This window comes from Seonamhaeicola sp. (genome assembly GCF_028281565.1).
In the GTDB taxonomy this organism is placed as follows: Bacteria; Bacteroidota; Bacteroidia; order Flavobacteriales; family Flavobacteriaceae; genus Seonamhaeicola.
Genome location: NZ_JANQJQ010000010.1, coordinates 59300 through 80035, shown reverse-complemented (window position 1 = coordinate 80035; position 20736 = coordinate 59300). Strand labels below are relative to the sequence as shown.

13 protein-coding genes are annotated in these 20736 nt (G+C 40.1%); 7 read left to right on the top strand and 6 right to left on the bottom strand.

Annotated elements, in window-relative coordinates; translation table 11 throughout:
- The first annotated feature begins 12 nt into the window (after nt 1-12).
- The 3 genes from Q0983_RS04315 (at nt 13) to Q0983_RS04305 (ending at nt 3343) form a co-directional block, all read left to right on the top strand.
- A complete protein-coding gene (locus Q0983_RS04315) occupies nt 13-2064 on the top strand; it encodes a family 20 glycosylhydrolase (RefSeq protein WP_299549293.1) in 2052 nt (683 codons plus the stop codon).
- Nucleotides 2065-2075: 11 nt separating this feature from the next.
- Nucleotides 2076-2927 carry an N-acetylglucosamine kinase gene (locus Q0983_RS04310; protein ID WP_299549291.1) on the top strand — a complete coding sequence of 284 codons (852 nt, stop codon included), beginning with the start codon at nt 2076-2078 and terminating at the stop codon, nt 2925-2927.
- 77 nt (nt 2928-3004) lie between these two features.
- Entirely contained in the window at nt 3005-3343 is a 339-nt protein-coding gene (locus Q0983_RS04305) for a hypothetical protein (protein WP_299549288.1), read from the top strand.
- 427 nt (nt 3344-3770) lie between these two features.
- On the opposite strand, the gene Q0983_RS04300 is transcribed toward Q0983_RS04305, so the two are convergent.
- The 4 genes from Q0983_RS04300 to Q0983_RS04285 are packed head-to-tail and all read right to left on the bottom strand — an operon-like array spanning nt 3771 to nt 6719.
- On the bottom strand, nt 3771-4952 hold the full coding sequence (locus Q0983_RS04300) for an NAD(P)/FAD-dependent oxidoreductase (protein ID WP_299549286.1): 1182 nt from the start codon (nt 4950-4952) through the stop codon (nt 3771-3773).
- Between the two features lie 44 nt (nt 4953-4996).
- Nucleotides 4997-5884 carry a sterol desaturase family protein gene (locus Q0983_RS04295; RefSeq protein WP_299549284.1) on the bottom strand — a complete coding sequence of 296 codons (888 nt, stop codon included), beginning with the start codon at nt 5882-5884 and terminating at the stop codon, nt 4997-4999.
- 3 nt (nt 5885-5887) lie between these two features.
- A complete protein-coding gene (locus tag Q0983_RS04290) occupies nt 5888-6424 on the bottom strand; it encodes a hypothetical protein (RefSeq protein ID WP_299549281.1) in 537 nt (178 codons plus the stop codon).
- 40 nt (nt 6425-6464) lie between these two features.
- Nucleotides 6465-6719 carry a hypothetical protein gene (locus Q0983_RS04285; protein WP_299549278.1) on the bottom strand — a complete coding sequence of 85 codons (255 nt, stop codon included), beginning with the start codon at nt 6717-6719 and terminating at the stop codon, nt 6465-6467.
- A 431-nt stretch (nt 6720-7150) separates the two neighbouring features.
- On the opposite strand from Q0983_RS04285, the gene Q0983_RS04280 reads away from it, so the two are divergent.
- Nucleotides 7151-7351, top strand: a complete 201-nt coding sequence (locus Q0983_RS04280; protein ID WP_299549275.1) for a hypothetical protein — start codon at nt 7151-7153, stop codon at nt 7349-7351.
- A gap of 91 nt (nt 7352-7442) precedes the next feature.
- Here Q0983_RS04280 and Q0983_RS04275 read toward each other — a convergent pair whose 3' ends face one another.
- Nucleotides 7443-10916 (bottom strand): T9SS type A sorting domain-containing protein, encoded by a 3474-nt coding sequence (locus tag Q0983_RS04275; RefSeq protein ID WP_299549272.1) that lies wholly within the window; start codon nt 10914-10916, stop codon nt 7443-7445.
- 274 nt (nt 10917-11190) lie between these two features.
- The gene (locus tag Q0983_RS04270) at nt 11191-12813 is read right to left on the bottom strand and encodes a hypothetical protein (protein ID WP_299549269.1); all 1623 of its coding nucleotides are present in this window, start codon (nt 12811-12813) and stop codon (nt 11191-11193) included.
- 199 nt (nt 12814-13012) lie between these two features.
- Between Q0983_RS04270 and Q0983_RS04265 the strand changes: the two genes are divergently transcribed.
- The 3 genes from Q0983_RS04265 (at nt 13013) to Q0983_RS04255 (ending at nt 20711) form a co-directional block, all read left to right on the top strand.
- Nucleotides 13013-15817, top strand: a complete 2805-nt coding sequence (locus Q0983_RS04265; RefSeq protein WP_299549266.1) for a triple tyrosine motif-containing protein — start codon at nt 13013-13015, stop codon at nt 15815-15817.
- Between the two features lie 228 nt (nt 15818-16045).
- Nucleotides 16046-19147 (top strand): TonB-dependent receptor, encoded by a 3102-nt coding sequence (locus Q0983_RS04260; protein WP_299549263.1) that lies wholly within the window; start codon nt 16046-16048, stop codon nt 19145-19147.
- Nucleotides 19148-19154: 7 nt separating this feature from the next.
- Nucleotides 19155-20711, top strand: a complete 1557-nt coding sequence (locus Q0983_RS04255) for a RagB/SusD family nutrient uptake outer membrane protein (RefSeq protein WP_299549260.1) — start codon at nt 19155-19157, stop codon at nt 20709-20711.
- Nucleotides 20712-20736 lie beyond the last annotated feature (25 nt).

Genomic DNA, 20736 nt, shown 5'->3' with positions numbered 1-20736 from the left:
AATTTAGAACGCATGAAAAAAATCCTATTGTTTCTTTTACTTTTTAATTGCTCAAGTGGTGATACCAATGGGCAAAATGCGTTAATGGAACAGTATGATTTAATGCCATGGCCAAAAGACATTACAGAAAACCCTGCTAAGTTTTTAATTAATAGCGACGTTACGATCTCTATAAATGCTGATGATACATCGGGAAGAGTTCGTAATGCCGCTGTTAATTTTTTAAGACGGTTAAGTAACAGGACCGGTGTGTTTTTAAACGAGGGATTTCCTGTTGCTGCCAAAGACGGAACCATTCAAATTACATTTGACCAGGTTGCCACTTTAAGCATCAATACCGATGAATCTTATAGTTTGGACATTAGCGATTCCTCAATAACCATTAGGTCTAAAACCGATGTAGGGGCCACTCGTGGTTTAGCAACACTATTACAATTAACACAGCATAGCGATACAGATTATTATTTTCCCGGAATTCATATTGAAGATGCGCCCCGGTTTGTATGGCGTGGCCTGATGATTGACGTAGCAAGGCACTTTCAACCTGTGGGGGTTCTTAAACGCAATTTAGACGCCATGGCTTCGGTAAAAATGAATGTATTTCATTGGCACTTGACTGATGACCAGGGTTTCAGGGCAGAATCCAAAGTCTATCCAAGACTTCAGGAATTTGCCTCAGATGGCTTATACTACACTCAGGAACAAATTAAAGATGTAGTGGCTTATGCCGACAAATTAGGCATTCGTGTGATTCCGGAGTTTGATGTTCCGGGGCATGCCTCAGCGCTTTTAACAGCCTATCCCGAATTGGGAAGCAAACCCGGTTTTCATTATGCCATTGAACGCTATTCCGGCGTTTTCGATCCAACGCTTGATCCTACCAATGAAAAGACCTATGAATTTTTAGAAAACCTGTTTTCTGAAATGGCGCCGTTGTTCCCTGATGATTATTTCCATATAGGGGGAGACGAAAACGAAGGAAAACATTGGGATGAAAACGAAACCATCCAGGCCTTCAAAGAGCAACATGGTTTAAAAACCAATCATGACCTGCAAACCCATTTCAATATCAAACTGGAAAAAATACTATCCAAACTCAACAAAAAATTGATGGGTTGGGATGAGATCATGACCCCTGACATGCCTACAACTGCTGTTATTCATTCCTGGCGCGGTGAAAATGAAGGTGTGCCAAATGGTGGTTCTTTAATTGCCGCTGCTAAAAACGGCTATCAAACGGTCCTTTCCAATGGGTATTATATTGATAGAATGTTACCCGTTGCACATCATTATAGTGTTGACCCCATTGGGGATATCAAACTAACGCCTGCCCAACGATCCCGAATTTTAGGTGGCGAAACCACCATGTGGAGCGAACTGGTTACCCCGTTGACCATAGATTCCCGGATATGGCCAAGAACGGCAGCTATTGCCGAACGTTTTTGGTCCTCCAAAGATGTTAATGATGTGCATGCTATGAAAAAGCGTTTGAAAACGGTATCATTCAACCTGGAAGAATTAGGGATTACACATATAAAAAACAGAGCGGTTATTTTAAGAAACCTTACCAATAACCAGGATATCTCGGCCTTAACTACACTTTCAAAGGTATGTGAACCGTTAAAAGTTTACCAACGCAATAAAGGCGGTATAGAATATAAATCATATTCACCATTCACCTTATTTGCAGATGCCTGTGTGGTGGATGCAGAAGATGCTGAAGTATTTAACACCCTGGTCTCTCAATTTGTAAACGGTAATGACAGCATTCAAACTGAGTTATTATACTATTTAAAACTTTGGAGCAACAATCATAATGCGTTCTCAAAGCTTAGCAAGAACCCTAAATTATTGCCACTGGAAAGCTTATCGAAAACCCTGTCGGAAACGGCAGAAGTCCTTTCAAAAGCAGTAGCGCAGGAAAAAATCTCAAAAGCCGATTTAAACACTATTGAAGAACACCTTAAAACCTTGAACAAACCTTTTGCAGATGTTGAAGTTGTGGTAACCGATGCCCTAAAGACCTTAACCGGATATTACGAAACACATTATTTAGCCAATTAAAAATTTAACTGATGATATTAATAGCAGACAGCGGCTCTACAAAATGTGATTGGATGTTATACAGTGACAACCGGTCAAACCCTATAAAGATCAGAACCAAAGGGTTAAATCCGGCTATTTTGTCAAAAAAGCAACTTAAATCCATAATAACCGGGAACGAAGACCTGTTTTCCTATAAAGACCAGGTTACATCCATTCATTTTTTCGGAGCCGGATGTGGTACCAAAAAGAATCAACATAAGGTCAATAAAATTCTAACATCGCATTTTAAGAATGCCAACGCTTCAACACATGAAGATATTATGGCAGCGGTTTATGCCACTACAAGTACACCCGCGGTGGTATGTATATTGGGGACAGGTTCCAATTGTTGCTACTTTGATGGTAAGGAGGCCCATTTAAAATCACCGGCTTTAGGTTATATTTTAATGGATGAAGGCAGTGGTAACTACTTCGGAAAGGAGCTTTTAAAAGCTTATTACTATAAGCAAATGCCTGAAGCATTAAGGGTTCGCTTTGAAAAAGCTTATAATTTAAAAGAAAGAGAAGTCGTTAAGCAGTTGTATAAATCAACTACACCAAATAAATACCTGGCGGATTTTGCCCGTTTTCTGTTTGAAAATGAAACCCATCCTTTCATAAAAAAAGTCCTTTTGGGCGGGATGACTGTATTTATTGAAAACCACATTCTCCAACACAAGGAAGAACTTAAAACAGTGCCTTTACATTTTGTAGGGTCTATTGCCTATTTCGCACAAGACTATATTCAGCAGGCGCTTAGTAAAAAAGGACTGAAGGCCACTCATTTTATCAGAAGGCCTATTGATAATATAATTGACAATATTGTTAATGAACCGGTATAAACAGATGTATAAGGTACTCTTATACAATTTTATACTTAACAAAAACTATAATTTAAAACTATTAAAAATGAAAAATCATGCATCCTAATGTTTCCTCAGGCATAGCTAATAAATTAAAGATCTCATTTGACAGACCGTTTCATCAATTTGTTAGAAAAGAATCCTTCCATAGCATGGACGTCTACAGAAAATTTCTGAACTGGGTAAGCGGTGAGTTTGATCTGAACTTACAGGATGGGTCGGATACCCTTAAGATCTTCTTTCCTAATGAAAGATTGTCCATAACCAAATCCAACGTTTCAGACCATAGGATCTCCGCAGAAATCGTGGTGAAATCACGTGTGATTCATGATGGCTTTAAACTCATGAACAAAATTGAAGCTATTTATCAAAATTTGATTAAAATGGTAGATTAACGAGAGTTCGATTTAAATTTTAGCAAATGAATCATTGCCATAATAATATCGAGAAAACTGTGATTTGTCATATCGACAGAGCGAAGTATGAGCGACGAGATATCTCATTAGCATGAGATTCCTCCTCGTTCCTCGTTTGGAATGACATAGTTAATATGATTATTGTAGTTAAACCGCTTATTATCATCTTATAATATGTCGAACTCAGGTTAGATTAAGTTTTAGATTCATACCTATTTCAATAAAAACAGAAAGACCAGTTGCTTCTGCAACTGGTCCTTGCTACTAAAAGAGGCTAAGCTTCCTTAGTTACTTGGGAAATTCATCACCTGACGGTGTCCTATAAAGAGCAAATACCTCCCCTTTGGAAATCAAACTAAAAACTAAAACTATACACTATTCTTCTATAATTTTTTCATACTCTACTCTACACCAACACTTTATCCACGGCTTTTATAGCGGAACGTGCCGCCGCATGCACACTGCTCCAATCATCTCCTGAGGTATAAGAATCCCCGGCAAAAAACACCTTATTATCTATGGTCTTTTCGAGATCCCTTACCTTGGAAGCGTCTTCATGAGCCGACAAATAGGCACCCTGGGCATAAGGTTCTCCATTCCAGTTCTGTGTCACATGCTTTATATAATTTGGCGTTGCCTGGTTTTCAAATAGTTCATCCAATTCATTCAATATATAATCTTTAAGCAGGTCATCGGAGAGGTAGATATAGAGTTCTGCTGGTGCTCCGGTGGAGAATACCCCTAAAACATGGTGTGCAGTATTTTGGCCATAGGATGCATTATAGAACATTTTCTGACCTAAAGTAGGTGGCTGGATATCAAATCCAATTAAGGTGGGGTAAAACACCTCTTTAAACTCAAAAAATGCCTTAAAGCCACTCCAAACCTGTGTGGTATTGATAGCATTTTGCTTATAAGCCGGTAAAGCCGGCACGAAACTGATATCCCCGGATTGCAAAACTCTTAACGGCACCGTAAAAATGATCTTATCGGCCGTATAATCCATACCATCCTGCGTACTTACTTTAACCAGATCCCCTGAATAATCGATTTTAACTACCGGTTTATTATATAAGATCCTGGATTGGATATTTGGCAGCACATAGTCTGAGAAAAAATCCAACCAACTGTAGTCAACAAATTTCCTGTCTATGGAAAAGCCTACTTCCTCTAAGGAAATAGGTTCTCCATTCTCCGAATTGATATAAACATCGGTTGCCGGATTGTAACCTACGGTATTGACCTCCGGATCTACCGAAGGGTCATTTACAATTTCATCAAAGACACTCCTTTCTACATGGAGCCACTCCGCTCCCAGCGGTATTGGAAAATCAACAAAGGTCTTATTGGTCTTAATTCTGCCTCCTGGATTTGGCAGTGCCTCCAATATTTGGAAATCAACACCTTGTTGCGCTAATAAATGACCGGCCGTCATACCGGCAGGGCCGGCACCAATAACAAGTACTTTATCTTGTTTTTCATCAGGAGTAACAGGCCCATCATCTTTTTTACAAGACGTCAAGACCCCGGGCAAAGGCAATGCAATTCCCAAATACCCACACATTTTAATAAAATCGTTACGCGTCATAGCTTCATAATTTAATTTAACTTCTCTCTGATTTATCCTTTTTTTTATTTCGGATCAGCAGGCATCCAATCCGGTGGTTTAAGACATACCAGTAATTTATTTTTAAACCCTTTAACCTTTTTCATCTTTTTGAACAAACGACTGATCCCATGAAAAAAGACTATGATGGGGTTATTAGTATTTATGGGTTGTGAAATACCGTATTTTACTTTTTCTACTTCAGGTTCAAAAGTCCCCAGCATCCGGTCCCAAATAATGAGGATTCCGGCGTAGTTCTTATCCCAATATTGCCGGTTGGAACCATGATGTACCCGGTGATGGGAGGGCGTGTTAAAAATGAACTCTACGGGTTTGGTCAACTTACCTATGATCTCGGTATGCAACAGGGTTTGAAACACCTGAACAAAAACCTCTGATAACAATACCAGTACGGGGTCAAACCCCAACATAACAATAGGTATTGAAAAAATGATGGGCATAATGGCATCCAGCGGGCCGAAACGATACGCCACGGACATATTAAAATGTTCCGAACTGTGGTGCACGGTATGCGTAGCCCATCCAATGCCTATCCGGTGCATGGCTCTGTGCTCCCAGTAATAGGCAAAATCGGCAAGAAGGACGCAAGTCAATATGGTGACCCAGTTAAGCTCAAGATGTGGCAAACTAAAATTATTATGTATCCAAAAATACACCTTGGTCACGGCCAGTAAACCCAATAGTATTCCAACAACCAAAAAGCCGCCATAGGTAAGTACACTGGCTATCGAATCAAAGATCAGGTCTTTGGTCAATTGTTTAAGAAAGGCATAACGAATGAGCTCTAAAACAAAAAAGGGAATGATCAGGTACAATAAACTGAGATCATTAAGTACATAAAACCAGTATTGCACATCGATCCATTCTAATTTTTCAGATAACATCTCTACCATGATCTATTGTCTTTTCCAGGTTTCAACATCGCTATAACCGTAGTAGTCATAGCTTAATTTAAAGGTGTTTTCATCCACCATATCAATACTACAATCCATGTTATGGATTTTCCCCTTATATTCCATTTTATAGACGCCCTTTCCTTTATAGCCGTCAAAACGTTTTATGGTAAGTACTTTATGGCCCTCTGCTTTTTGAGAATTACCATGGACATCCTGATATTCCATAGCATAAGCATTAAAAACCCTGCCTTCCTTTTTTAAATGGTAAAGCACCGCACCTTCAAATTCAGCCGACTTATAATTCGCAAGCCATGTTCCGGTGATATAATCGGTATTTTCATTATAATTAAGTATCTTTTTTGAATTTGAGTCACTTTCGGTAAAGTCGGTATTAGTATGTTCATCTACGATCGGGCTTGTTGTATAACTCACGGATTCTCCTGTTGTATAACTTCGACCCAATCTAACCAGGTGGGCAACTCCCGCAATGAGGATAATGATGGCCAGGCTTCTGAATAGTAAGGTGCTGTTTTTCATTTCAAAATATTTAATTCAAAAGTATTGTTTAACGGTGTCACTAATTTTGACCTATATCAAAAACGTTCAAATAATTAACTATGGAATACAATGCCAGTAATGACCAGATAATGATCATAATGCGGTATAGCCCGGGTGTTTCTTTTTTTGAAACGGCTTCTACAAAGTGAATTTCCCCGCTTCTTATCACATGAATTAATCCAAGAAGGATAAACACCGCCCAAAACCATTGCCAATCAAAGTACACAGCCAAGCCCATAAAAACAAGTGACAATACGGTCTTCCACTTTTTCATTTTTAAACACGATTCATTTGGATTACAGGCACCACAAAGCTTCCAATTCTAATAAAATGATCTCTCATCGTTCTCCTGAACTATATTCATACTTCATGGCATACCTGTTTCTGTGTTAAGATCCTATAAACGCCCATTTGATCTGTCTTTTAAATACCTCGGGCTCTCACTCCCGAGGTATTCTAAAAAGCCCAAACCAAGGCAACTATTAGCACAGCCCAACCCGCTCGTGCTAATGTCTTTATATGGTTTCCCTTTTTTTTAATAAAGGGCCTCATTTTTTTAAATTTTAGGTATAAGACCAGTTGCATAAACGCAACTGGCCCTGCTACCCGAAGTCCTCTTAGGATAAACCTTTGTTGAAAATTGCTATTAACAGTATACCTATTAACGGTCTCCTCCTTAGGGACTTTGAACTAAAACCGGACATTATGATATTTAATCATTCTATTATAAACGTCTTTACCATAGTGTTCCCATTCAAAGTACACAGTTTAACAACGGTTATCAATCATAAATACAGATTTTCCTGTCATGCTGAACTCGTTTCAGCATCTCATAACAACCGTAAATCAACATTGTATAATGAGACCCTGAAACAAGTTCAGGGTGACACAAGTATTTATGATTGAACAGACATTTCTTTATTTTTTTAATTCTTTTTAGTTTTCGTGACTATGGTCATTCATCAGATTCCAAAAGGAAAAGCCTTTTAAACAAAGGCTATTCCTTAATTATTTTATAACTTCCTATAGCATCCCCCACTTTTACTTTAACAATATACAGACCCGTTGTCAGTTCGGTTAACAATACCCTGGAACTTGCCAGGTTGGGCTGGATTGAAAGCACTTCCTGCCCCATCATATTATATACAGTCATGGTATCTACCGGTTCCTGCGCTTTAAACCATAAGGCATCTTTAACTACCCGTGGATACAATGAGAAGTTTTCAATGGCATTAGCTTCTACACCCAGGGTAACGTTGTTTGATGTAACAGTTATGGTAAATGCCCCTTCGCTGCCATCGTTAATACCGCTATATGACCCTACATTGATCCAGTATTGTTTTCCGGCTGTTACGTTAACTCCGTTAAGGATCTCATCAGTGCTGGTGCCCCAACTGTCCCTGGAGGCGATACAATTAAATGCGCCGCAGGACCCATCGTATACACCTATTTCAGCATCCCAGCCAAAAATATTGGTGACAGCAATATCAACCGTACCGGAACCGGCTGCGGTAAAGGTGTACCAGACCCCATCATTCATACCATTACCACATGCTGCTATAAAACCATCATTATTGGTTGTGAAGGCATCCAGTGTTTCATTAAAAGGCAACGCGGTGACTACTGTGGCGTTTGCACAAGCATCATTGGAAGACGGGGTTGTTGCCGTAGGTGTTGCTATACACAGGTCAAAGGTTGTATCCCTCCCCGCTATATCAGATTGCCCAAAAACCCTTACGTAGTAAGTGAGCCCCGGTGTTAGATTATTAACCCGGCTATTTTTAATGGAAGCACTTAGATACACACTAGAGAGCGAGCCACAATTCCCTCCTAATACTTCATGGACCAGATCTGTATAGGTTCCGGTAATATTCCGTAATGAAATATAATGCGATGTTTTGGTAGCTACAAAACTAAACCAAACATCATCATTCGGGTTCCCGTATCCGTTATCGCCTTCTCCGGAATCAGTGGCCCAGGCTATGGTCCCCGGAGTCATTGCCGTACAGGAGACATCCGAATTCACTGTAAGCGCGGTGGCATTAGCGCAGTCATCATTAGCCGGGGGTGGCGGTGGCGTTCCCACACAGATATCAAAAGTAGTTTGTTGCAAAATGCTATAAAACCCAAATACTCTTACGTAATAGATTTGTCCCGGTGTTAAGCCTCCAACCAGGCTCGTATCGGGATCACTTATATTGAGACTGGCTAAGGAGCCACAGGATCCGCTGAGGACTTCATGTACCAGGTTGGTATTACTCCCGGCAACATTGAGCAGTTTAATTTGATGCTCAGATTTCGTAGCCTGAAACGTATACCATACATCGTCATTAGGTGTACCCACGCCGTTATCACCTTCCTCCGAATCGGTGGCCCATGCTATGGTTCCTGAAGTCACTGAACCACAAGCTACATCCGCATTTACGGTTAGCGTCACCGCATTGGCACAATCGTCATTGGACGGTGGCGGAAGTGGTGTCCCTACACAGATATCAAAAGTTGTTTGTTCCGAACCGCTATAATACCCAAAGACTCTTACGTAATAGATTTGTCCCGGTGTCAGGCCTCCTACCAGGCTCGTATTATCCGAATCAAAACCACCGGTTATAATTAAACTGGTAAAACTGCCACAGGATCCGCTAAGAACTTCATGTGCCATGGTAGTACTGCTTCCGTTAACATTTAGCAATTTAATTTGATGTGTAGATTCGGTAGCCTGAAACGTGTACCATACATCGTCATTGGGTGTACCTGCACCGTTATCGCCTTCACCGGAATCGGTGGCAGACTCTATGGTTCCGGAAGCAACCGCACCACAAGCTACATCTGCATTCACTGTAAGTGCTATGGCATTGGCACAATCGTCATTGGCCGGTGGTGGTGGGGCGGCTTCGGTGGTAAAACTCCATAACGGACAACCGATTGCCGGTGTGGTACTGTTTTTAGGGATGACCTTCCAGTATGTCGTAGTATTATATTCATAAAACCCTGTTAAATTAAAAGTAGTATCGGTAATGTTGCCTTCATATAAATCTAAGTCAGAGCCATTAGCCAGTGACCCTATATACAGATCGTATCCTGTAGGCGTTGGCCCCGATACAGGAGCGTTCCACGATAAGGTAATGTTCCCGGTTGGGATAGCTGTGGCGCCATCTGCAGGTGTCGGGGTGGTTGCACAATCCGGCGTTGGTGGTGGCGTAAAGGCTTCAAAACAAAGCTCTAAGGTTCCCACAACATCAAAAACTCGCCAAACAGCCAGTTTATATACCTGTCCCGGCGTGAGATTGGATAGTAATGCTTCACTACTTTGTGAACTGATACAGACTAAAGCCGTTCCACCACAACTATCATAAAGGGCATAATAATTTCTGGCATTACCCGATGAGCTATTAAAATTAACCTTAACACCGGTGGTTGCCGGTGCCGTAAACTCAAACCAGTCGCCTCTATTAGGTAAACCACTGGATCCACAGGATCCTACCGATCTGCCCAGACTAGCAGTCGTAGAAAAAACCATTGTATAAGGTGTAGCCGTACTGCAATCTGATTCAACAGTTATTGCTATGGGCACACTACAGGCATCACCTACATCGGGTTGCCTCCAGCTAAGATCGGTCCAGTTGCTATTCCCGCTAGCGCCACAATTGGCCTGTACATAGATATCATATCTATTCCCGGCAATTAAACTACTAATGTCCAACGTGTTGGTTGTGGTGTTACCCGAAGTCCCCGTACCACGTGTAAAGCCCGAAGCACCGTACTCATAAGACCAGTTTGTTGCGGAACCTGCATTCCAGGTTACCGTTGATTCTGTAGTGGAGGCATGTGACACCTCAAGGCTCAAAGGTGTTGGGCAAGCTTGAGTAATGCCGTTAAAGGTAATGTTTCCCCTTTGTTGCATTATATATGAATCACTGCTCGGACCTGGGGGTGACCCCGGCTCGGGATTATTTTCATCGTCCAGGATCAGGAGGCTAAGCCCACCAGTGGGGCCATTGGTAGATAACACATAATCTATATCGTTACCGTAAAGCGGTTCATCGGCATCAATGGCAATGATCAGGTTATCCGTGCCATTGTATGAAAAGGGCGCATTGAACGGAATGGTGATCTTATCATTGGCCGCCGTAATGGTCCCGTTTACAAATACGTGGGTTAAAGTAGAAACATCTACCCAATCTTCATCACTATCAAAACTTGATTTGGTGGTATGGCCAATCCATACATCCACCATCTCATCGCAGGTAGCAATACTGGCCCCGGGATTGAGTTGTAGGTTTATGGAGGTAATATCCCCACTGGCATTAATTTCTGAAGCCAGGTAAATAGACTGTCCGTAAGTGTAGCCGTAATATGGGTTTATGGGAGGTGAGAATTCACTATCGCCATCATCTCCGGTACCAATAGTTACCTGGGAAAATGACAGGGACGTTACTAAAATCAGTAAAAGGGATAGTAGTTTACAGTTCATAAGGATGCTGTTTTTGAAATTACACAGTTTTTTAGGGTCTTATTTTGGTTGTACTTTCACGTTGTATGACAACATAAAAAAGCATTGAAAAGCCATCCATAAAGTCCTGAAACTTCCGGATATTGGTTCTCAAATGTCAAAACTATTTCAAACACCCCTAGAATTAAAGGTATTTTTATGTACAATTCATGTACGCGTAGTCTTCTGCGTATGCACAAATGATGTACATTTTGATAAAGTAAGAAAAACAAACAGCTGGTTTACAGAAATTTAATCAAATATCCTTTAAAATAAGATTTAAATCCTCATCCTGAGACAAACCCAGTTTTTGCCTAAGCCTGGAGCGGCTTCTATAGATGGATGCAGGCGCTACATTTTGCAGAATGGCTATTTCGTTATTATCAATCCCTAACCGGATATAGGTACAAAGCTTAACCTCATTTTTAGACAGGTTAGGAAACCTGTCATGGAGCCTTTTATAAAAAGCAGTATTTAAAGCATCTGCTTTATTTCGAAAATCCGTAATGTGCTTATTTGTAATTTCCTGTTTTAAAACAGCCTGCTCCAGATCCCTAAAATTGGCATCATTGTTCAGTACCCCCGATTTTTTGATCTTCTTTATGTAGTTTAACAACTCCTCGGTACGCTCCCGATTTCGCGCTAAATTAAGGGCAAACTCCGAAATATCTTTCTGCTTGTGATCCACCTCCCTTTGCAAGAGGTCATTATGAAGCTTTTCTATTTTTATTTGTTCCTTCCTTTTGAACAAAACAGAGATTATCGCTATAATTATAATACCGAACAGCGCCAGAAAAACGGAGGTTATTTTCCAAAACCTTGAGGAAGCCTGCTCTATTTGTTTATCGTATTGATAGGTTGCTTCCAATTCAAAAAACTCCTTATTACTCTTTGCATTCAGGTCCTTAACCTGTTGTCGCTTATACAACCTGTAATACCCAAAGGCCGTATCGCATTGTTGCAAATCGGTATACACGTTGCTAAGCGATAAATACCTGTTGGCCCATAAACCTTCAATCTCCATATCTTTGGCCATCTGCAGCGATTTGATATAATACTGCTTAGCCTTTAGAGGTTGGCCTAATTTACGGTAGGCGTATCCAATTTGCTTAAAACACTTTTCAATACCAATGCTGTCACCCTCCTTTTGATAAAGGACTAAAGCGTCTTCGGAATACGGTACTACGGCCTCATAACGTTCCTTTCTGCGTTCATAGCCTGATAAATAGGTAAGCGCCCCGGCCTTCCCCCTGTCAAATCCAACAGAATCGGCGTGCACATAAGCCTTTTGGGCATAAGTTCTTCCCGATTCCAGGTCATCATAGGAAAAACTATAGCCGCTTAGCGCGTTAAGTGTATAAACGTATTCTTCATCATTTTTATAGGTCTTTGATAATTCCAGAGCTTTTTCAAGGTACTTTCCGGAGGCCGCACTATCTTGCTTTTTAAAATAAAGCAACCCGAACATACGGTAGGTTTTCGGTAAGGTATAGGTTTCTCCTAATGACTCTTTAATTTCCAAACTTTCCTGAATGGCTTTTAAACTTAAGGCAAAATCAAAGTCCCTCCGGTAGGCATAGCTCAATTCATCAAGCATTAAGGCCTTTCTCATCAAAAAATACCGGCCCTCTTTTTTGTCAACCGGCATACTATCATTGATAATACGCACGGCTCTTTCAAAATTGAGCAGGGCGATTTTTGGCTTTTTTCTTAAATATTCAAAACCCGACCTGTAAAGCCTTTCAACTTTTAAACTATCCTCCTGGGCCCGTAAGCCCACGGTAAACAGACCTGTTACAAGGCAACAAATACAAAACTTACCAAAAGTGCCGAAAGCTTTATTACAAAGGAAACCGTCCAAATACAAGAGAATATACATTAAGTGCGTCTCAAAGATAGAAAATCTAATATTTATATCGAATTTAATATTAGCTCCAATTTATGCCCCATGATCACCTATATTTTGGCACTTTAATCTCAACTCAAAAACCAAACAAAACAATAAAAAAACCCTAATTTTAAAGTATTTGTCTTATATTGTATACACAACAACTCTGTATAGCTAAATTAACGTCATCATGTTGCGGTATACAATTTATTCCATTTTATTATGCTTCCATATCTGTTTAAACGCCCAGGAATTACCTCCAATTGAGGCCTTTTCCCCGGAGGTTTACAACGCAGATAATCAGAATTGGTCCGTTGCTCAAACTGAAGACCACTTAATTTATGTAGCCAATAATATTGGCTTGTTGGAATTTAATGGTGAAACCTGGAAATTATATGAGTCTCCCAGTGGTAAAATGCGGTCTGTTAAGGTCATTGACAGCGTGGTTTATTCCGGCTCTTACAGGGAGTTTGGTTTTTGGACCAAAAAGCAAGACGGTGCCATGGCTTATACGTCGCTTTCAAAAAAACTTGACATTGACTTTTTAGAGGATGAGGAATTTTGGAACATTATTGCTGTTGATAATTATATTTTATTTCAGTCGCTTAAGCGTATCTACATATATAACAAAGCGGATGCGTCTTATTCTGTAATTGATTCGGACACCAGCATCTACAAGATGTTCCAAATAAATAAAACCATCTATTTTCAGGAAGTCAGGCGGGGGTTATTCAAAATTGACCAGGGTGAACCGCAGCTGGTGAGTAATGATGTTGTTCTAAAAAACAATTATCTGGTCAATATCTATGAAAAAGACAAAGACATTCTCATTCAAACCGAAGAAAACGGTTTTTTTGTTTTAGACCCTAATAAAAACTTAAGCCCATGGGATATTCCTGCCGCTCGCAAAATAGCCTCACTAAGTGTTTACCGCAGTAAAAAAACAAATAATGGTTATATCCTGGGAACCCGCTCTAATGGGGTATTTCATTTAACCTCAGGCGGTCATATTGACTATGCCATTAACTTTTCTAACGGGCTACTTAGTAATTCCATTCACGATATTTTTGAGGATGCCGAGCATAACATCTGGTTGGCACTGGAAAATGGCATCAATTGTATTAACGTGGAATCCCCTTTCCTGTTCTTCCATGATAAAGAAGGTAAAATAGGCACTACTTATGCCTCTGCTATTCATAATGATCATTTATACCTGGGTACCAACCAGGGCCTTTTCTACAAAAGATTAGATACTGAAGATTTTCAATTCACCTTCGTTGAAGGGACTGAAGGCCCCGTCTGGTCTTTGGTAAACCATAAGGGTGCTCTGTTTTGCGGACATAATTTCGGAACCTTTATAATAGAAAACGGACGCGTCAAACGCAAAATAGATACGGATGGCACCTGGAACATTATAAGCATCCCAAATCATGAAAACCTCTTGTTACAGGGAAACTATAACGGCCTGAGTGTTCTTGAAAAGGCCAACGGAAGCTGGAACTTCAAACATCAGATAAAAGGGTTCAATATTTCAAGTAAATTTTTTGAACTATATCAGGACGATGTTGTTTTTGTAAGCCATGAATATAAAGGTGTTTTTAAATTAAAGCTTAATAAGGACTTCACAGAAGTCATAGAGACTACTCAGGACGCTTCCGTAGACAAAGGCATTTATTCAAGCCTTGTGAAGTACAACGACAAGATATTATACGCCTATAAAGAAGGGGTCTATACCTATGCTGAGGACCTGAATAAATTTGTAAAGGACACCCTTATAAGTCGTTTGTTTGAGAAAGAAGAATTCACTTCCGGAAAACTCATTTCAGATACGGACAATGATATCCTTTGGGGCTTCTCAAAGAAAAAACTCAATTATATTACTACCAGTGGCCTGTCTACTAATCCAACCATAACAAGCATCCCGTTTTCAGAATCCCTGCCACACGGCCTAACAGGCTCAGAAAACATTTCACCTTTATACAACCGGAATTACTTAATAGGCACCTCTGACGGCTATACGATCATAGACCTGGACAAAGTAAAACAGAAAACCTATCAAATTTCCATTGATGCCATAAACATTACCGATCAGGAAAGCAAAATAGCACTAAATGCATTAAGGCAGGAACCGGGAAGCTTTGAGAACCATATGAACAACATAGAATTCAATTACAGCGTTCCCGAATTTAATAAGCACCTTGATACGGAATATCAATATAAGTTAGAAGGTTTTTACTCGGATTGGAGCCCATGGACATCAAATTCCAATGTACTTTTTAAAAATTTACCTTACGGCAAATACGGCTTCAAAGTAAGAGCAAAAGTAGGCAACACGCCTACGGAAAACACAGGCGTGTACAGTTTCACCATTGAAAGGCCCTGGTACTTAAGCAATACCATGATAACACTTTATGCGTTAACAACTATTTTCCTGGTACTTATTGTGCATAATATTTACAAGCGATACTATAGAAAACAAAGGGAAAAGCTAATTAAGAAAAACGAAAGAGAGCTGGAATTAAAAGAACTGGAAAACAAACAACAATTAATGCGTTTTAGAAATGAAAAGCTCAAACAGGATATTGACAGCAAGAACCGAGAACTCGGTATATCCACCATGAGCTTGATAAAGAAGAATGATTTCCTGAACAGTATTAAACTGGAGCTTCTTAATATTGAAAACAACGACAAGGTAAAAAGGATCGTCAGGATCATTGATCAAAATTTAAATAACAGAGACGACTGGAAACTATTTGAAGAAGCATTCAACAACGCGGATAAAGACTTTCTTAAAAAAGTAAAACACTTACACCCGGAATTGACCTCTAACGACCTGAGGCTTTGTGCTTATTTGAGGTTAAACCTATCCTCAAAAGAGATCGCTCCACTTCTGAATATTTCACCCAGAAGTGTTGAAGTGAAGCGGTACAGGCTTCGGAAAAAGATGAATTTAGCCCATGAAGCAAGCTTAACAAACTACATTCTGGAAATATAAAGCCAATACAAAATTGTAAAACACCTATACATTACCACAACATCACCAATATCTTTCATTTTTTTTTGAATACCTGAAGTCCCAAAACATCAGTGTTTTCGGTGTAACATTGCGATTTCATTAAAAAAATTCGTCTTTTTTTGATATGTATGTTTTTTGTAGTGCTAAAAAATAAGGATTTCACAAACCTTAAACATAATTTTATCATAAACGAAAACTATACTAAATATGAAAGACAAACTAATGTTTATTCTGGCATTATGCCTTTCCCTTTCTGTTTATGCTCAAACAACAGATGTAAATGGTACCGTAGTAGATGATACTGGGATGCCAATACCGGGTGCTAATGTCATAGTAAAAAACACTACAACCGGAACTGTTACTGACTTTGATGGTAATTTTACATTATCAGGCATTGATGTTGGTGCAGTTTTATCAATTAGTTATATAGGCTATATAACTAAGGAGATTACAGTACAAAATTCTGACGCTATTACCGTTCAATTAGACCCTGACGTTGCGCAATTGAGCGAAGTGGTCGTAGTTGGTTATGGTACGCAGAAGAAAAAAGAAGTAACGGGAGCAGTTGCTGTATTAGACACAGAAGCTATTGAAAAGTTAAACCCAACAAGGGTAGAACAGGCTTTACAGGGCCAGATAGCCGGTGTAAATATTGCTTCTAATTCCGGTTCACCGGGTGCCGGTTCTAATATCAGGATCAGGGGTATCACTACAAACGGTGACAACCAACCTTTAATTTTGGTGGACGGAAACGTCATTTCAGACCTTTCTGTTTTAAACCCTAACGACATTAAGAGTATTAATGTACTTAAAGATGCCACTGCCGGTATCTATGGAGTTCGGGGTGCCAATGGGGTAATCATCATCACGACAAAGACCGGACGCAAAGGATCTGAACTTAAATTCACTTTAGATGCCTTTACCGGGTTTCAGTCTACAAGTAAAGAGATTGACCTGTTAGGTCCTCTGGATTTTGCTATTTATGTAAATGACGCTTTTGATGAGACCAGGTATTTTGTGTATCCTCAGGAAGGTACCGACTGGCAGGATGAGGTATTTCAAACGGCCTCTATTAGCGATATTAATCTTAGTGCCAGTGGCGGTGGAGAAAAATCTGCCTACAGTTTCGGTATCTCAAATTTAGACCAGGACGGTATTGTTGGTGGCGGCAAATCCAATTTCCGAAGAACCACGGCCAGATTATCATACAATTATGATATTCTGGAAAACTTAAAGTTAACCACTACCGGACTATATACCAATTCTAAAAAGAATAACTTGCCGGAAGGTGGTATAGGAACCCCGCTTTACAATGCGGTAAATATCAATCCGGATCTACCCGTATATGATGAAAATGGCGATTTTTCTTTAGCAGAAAGTGTTTCAAGTATTGAGATCATCAACCCTGTAGCACAAATTACTAACAATCATAACATTACACGGGTAGACAGATATAGTGCTACTATAGGTTTAGACTATACATTTCTAGAAAACTTCACGGTAAGTTCCAAGTTTCAAATTAACTATGCCAACGTATTAGATGACGTGTTCAGGCCTGTAGTTGATTTCGGTAACGGTGGTAGTAAATCAAATTCAAGAACAGAAAATGAAGTACAGGATTTTAATGCTATATTCACTGATTACACCTGGGACAGTTATATCACCTATAATAACACGTTTGCAGAAGATCACAATCTTACAGTTTTATTGGGAGCCTCAGCCTTCAGAACAAGAGGTCACTATTATGGAAATACCGGGTTCAATTTAGCAAATGGCAGTAATTCGGTATCCGATGCCTTTGTTGACGGCTGGGTTGGTGATAGAGTTGACGGACGTATAGTACCGCGCTTTGATGAGGCTGCTTTGGCCTCCGGTGCCGACTTCTTTGATAGTCGCTTACAATCATTCTTTACCAGGGTACAATATAACTACAAGGGAAAATATTTGTTATCCGCTGTGTTACGTAGGGACGGATCCAGTAATTTTGGACCAAACAATAAGTTTGGATACTTCCCTTCAGGCTCTATAGGTTGGAATATTTCTGACGAAGACTTCTGGAACCAGGACGGTATAATAAACTCGTTAAAATTAAGAACAAGTTACGGTATCATTGGAAATGACCGAATAGGTTCTTTTGGTTTTATCACCAGACTTAACGGAGAAGCTACTATAGCACCGGGAAATGCCACTACTTTAGATGATTTGATTTTCGGAATTGCATCTGGTGTACCCGGTAACCCCGATCTAAAATGGGAGGAGCAGGAATCAACCAATGTAGGTTTAGATGCCAGGTTGTTTAATAGCAAGGTAAGATTCTCCGCAGATGCTTATAGAAAAAGAACAAAAGACTTATTATTTGCACCACAGGCGTCCGGGGTCATCAACCCAAGTTTAAATCCATCGAGCTTCCCATTGGTTAATGCGGGAACCGTTGAGAACAAGGGGCTTGAGTTCAGCATTTCTTACAACGACAATTTTTCTGATGATTTTGAATTCAATATAGGTTTCAATCTGACAACATTAGATAATGAAGTGGTTTCAGTGAATGGTGAAATTCCACCCGTAGGTGGCGAATTTGGAGTAGGTATCAGTCAAACCGGTATTTCACGTATGGTACCGGGATTACCGCTAGGTCATTTTTACGGTTACAAAACCAATGGCGTATACCAGACACAAGCAGAATTAGATGCCCTGAATGCTACGGCTCCTAGCGGTGTTTATCATAGCGATAATGGCGGTGCACAGGTAGGTGACCTGATCTTTGTTGACTTAAATGGCGATGGCGAGATCACCCCGGATGACAGAACCGTAATAGGCGATCCTATTGCTGAATTAACTATGGGCTTTAATATCGGGTTTACGTACAAGAACATTGACTTTAGTGCCAATGCATTTGCTTCCATAGGGAATGATATGATCAGGGATTATGAGCGTAAGGACCCTACAGGAAATATTGGAGATTATATCCTGCACAGATGGCAGGGAACCGGAACCAGTAATTCAGTCCCCAGAGTGACTTCAGGAGGTTCTATTAACACCAACTTATTATCAGACTTTTTTGTTGAAGACGCCTCTTTTGTACGTCTGCAGAATGCGCAATTAGGGTATACCGTTAATCAGGATGTTCTGGAAAGTTTAGGTATAGACAGACTGCGCATATACGTATCAGGTAACAACTTATTTACCATTACGGATTACAAAGGTTTTGACCCTTCTGCCGCATCTAACGAACCCATTGGAAACGGTATAGATAAAGGATTTTATCCGGTAGCCAAATCTTATTTATTAGGAGTTAATTTAAAATTTTAAACAAGCTATGAAAAGAATAGAAACATTAAAGTATTTATTGATACTGCTTCTTTTTATTTATCCTTCATGTGATGATTTTGTTGAAGTAGAACCGGCAGGAAAGACCGATGAGGATTTTTTCAATTCGCCTGAAGAATACGAAGACGCTTTAATAGGAGCTTATGATCTGTTGCAAGCCACGTTTTGGAATGTACTCACCAGTGTGGTGGCTTCAGATGATATCATTGCCGGCGGGGATTCATTTACCATTGACCAGCCGACCCTTCAAAATGTAAATTACCTGACACAAACACCGTCAGACAATAACCAATTAAGGGATATATGGACGCTGATGTACGCCGGTATCAATCGTACCAACTATCTGTTGGAGAACAAAGATAAATTAGACTTTGCCGGTAAAGAAGAAATCATTGCGGAAGCTTATTTCTTAAGAGCCTATTACACTTTTGAGCTTGCCAAATTCTTTGGTAATGTACCGCTAAAGATTGAAGATCGGAATGGTGTTAATAGAATCAAGGACGAAAGAGTGATCCCGGGAGACCAGTTCACTATGGAAAGAACGGCAAGTGTTTCGGCTATTTATGGTCTGATTCAGGAAGATCTGAAAGCAGCCATTCCCGCCTTACCGGTAACTCAGGACTTGCCTTATGAAGCCACCAAAGGCGCTGCCCAGGCATTGCTGGGAAAAGTATATCTATTTGATGGCAAACACGCCGAAGCTGCTGCAGTCTTAAACCAGGTTATTTCAAGCAACCAATACAGTTTGGTAACCGGTGATGATTACACCAACTTGTTTACTATAGATGGTGAAAATGGCCCGGAATCCGTATTTGAAATTCAATATACCAATTTAGAAGGTGCCGGATGGGGCTGCCTGGCCTGTAGTGAAGGCTCGTATTTTGTACAATTTAACGGACCAAGATCGCCTTATGACGATCCTGTTTATGCATCCGGATGGGGCTTTTGTTTACCTACACAACAACTTTATGATGCCTTTGATGATGATGACATGAGAAGAGCTGTTACCATTTTTGATTTAACAGATTTAAAAGAAGCAGGCGATAACTCTTCGTATTCCCCACCAAGAGAAGATACCGGTTTCTATAATCATAAATACATGCCTCGTAAAGCAGACAAAGGTGCTGCAACCGCAGAATTGACACACCCGCACAATTACAGATCTATTCGTTATGCCGATGTCCTGTTAATGGCTGCAGAAGCAGAAGCTCAGAGCGGTGGCAGTAATGCTGAAAATTACTTAAACCAGGTAAGAGCCAGAGCCTATGGCGACAACAGTCATGATTATACTTCAGGTGAAGGGGCTTTAGCAGATGCCATATTTGCCGAACGCCGTAAAGAGCTGGCAGGCGAAGGCCACAGGTTCTTTGATCTGGTAAGAACCGGAAGAGCTAAGGCCGCATTTGACAACTACAATACCACAAAACCTGATGACTTTGTGGCTATAACCTTTGTTGAAAACAAACATGAATTATTCCCTATACCACTAATAGAATTGGAATTAGCCAATGCTGAAGAAAGATGGGGACAAAACCCTGGATATTAATACTAAACTAAAAACAATAAACTAA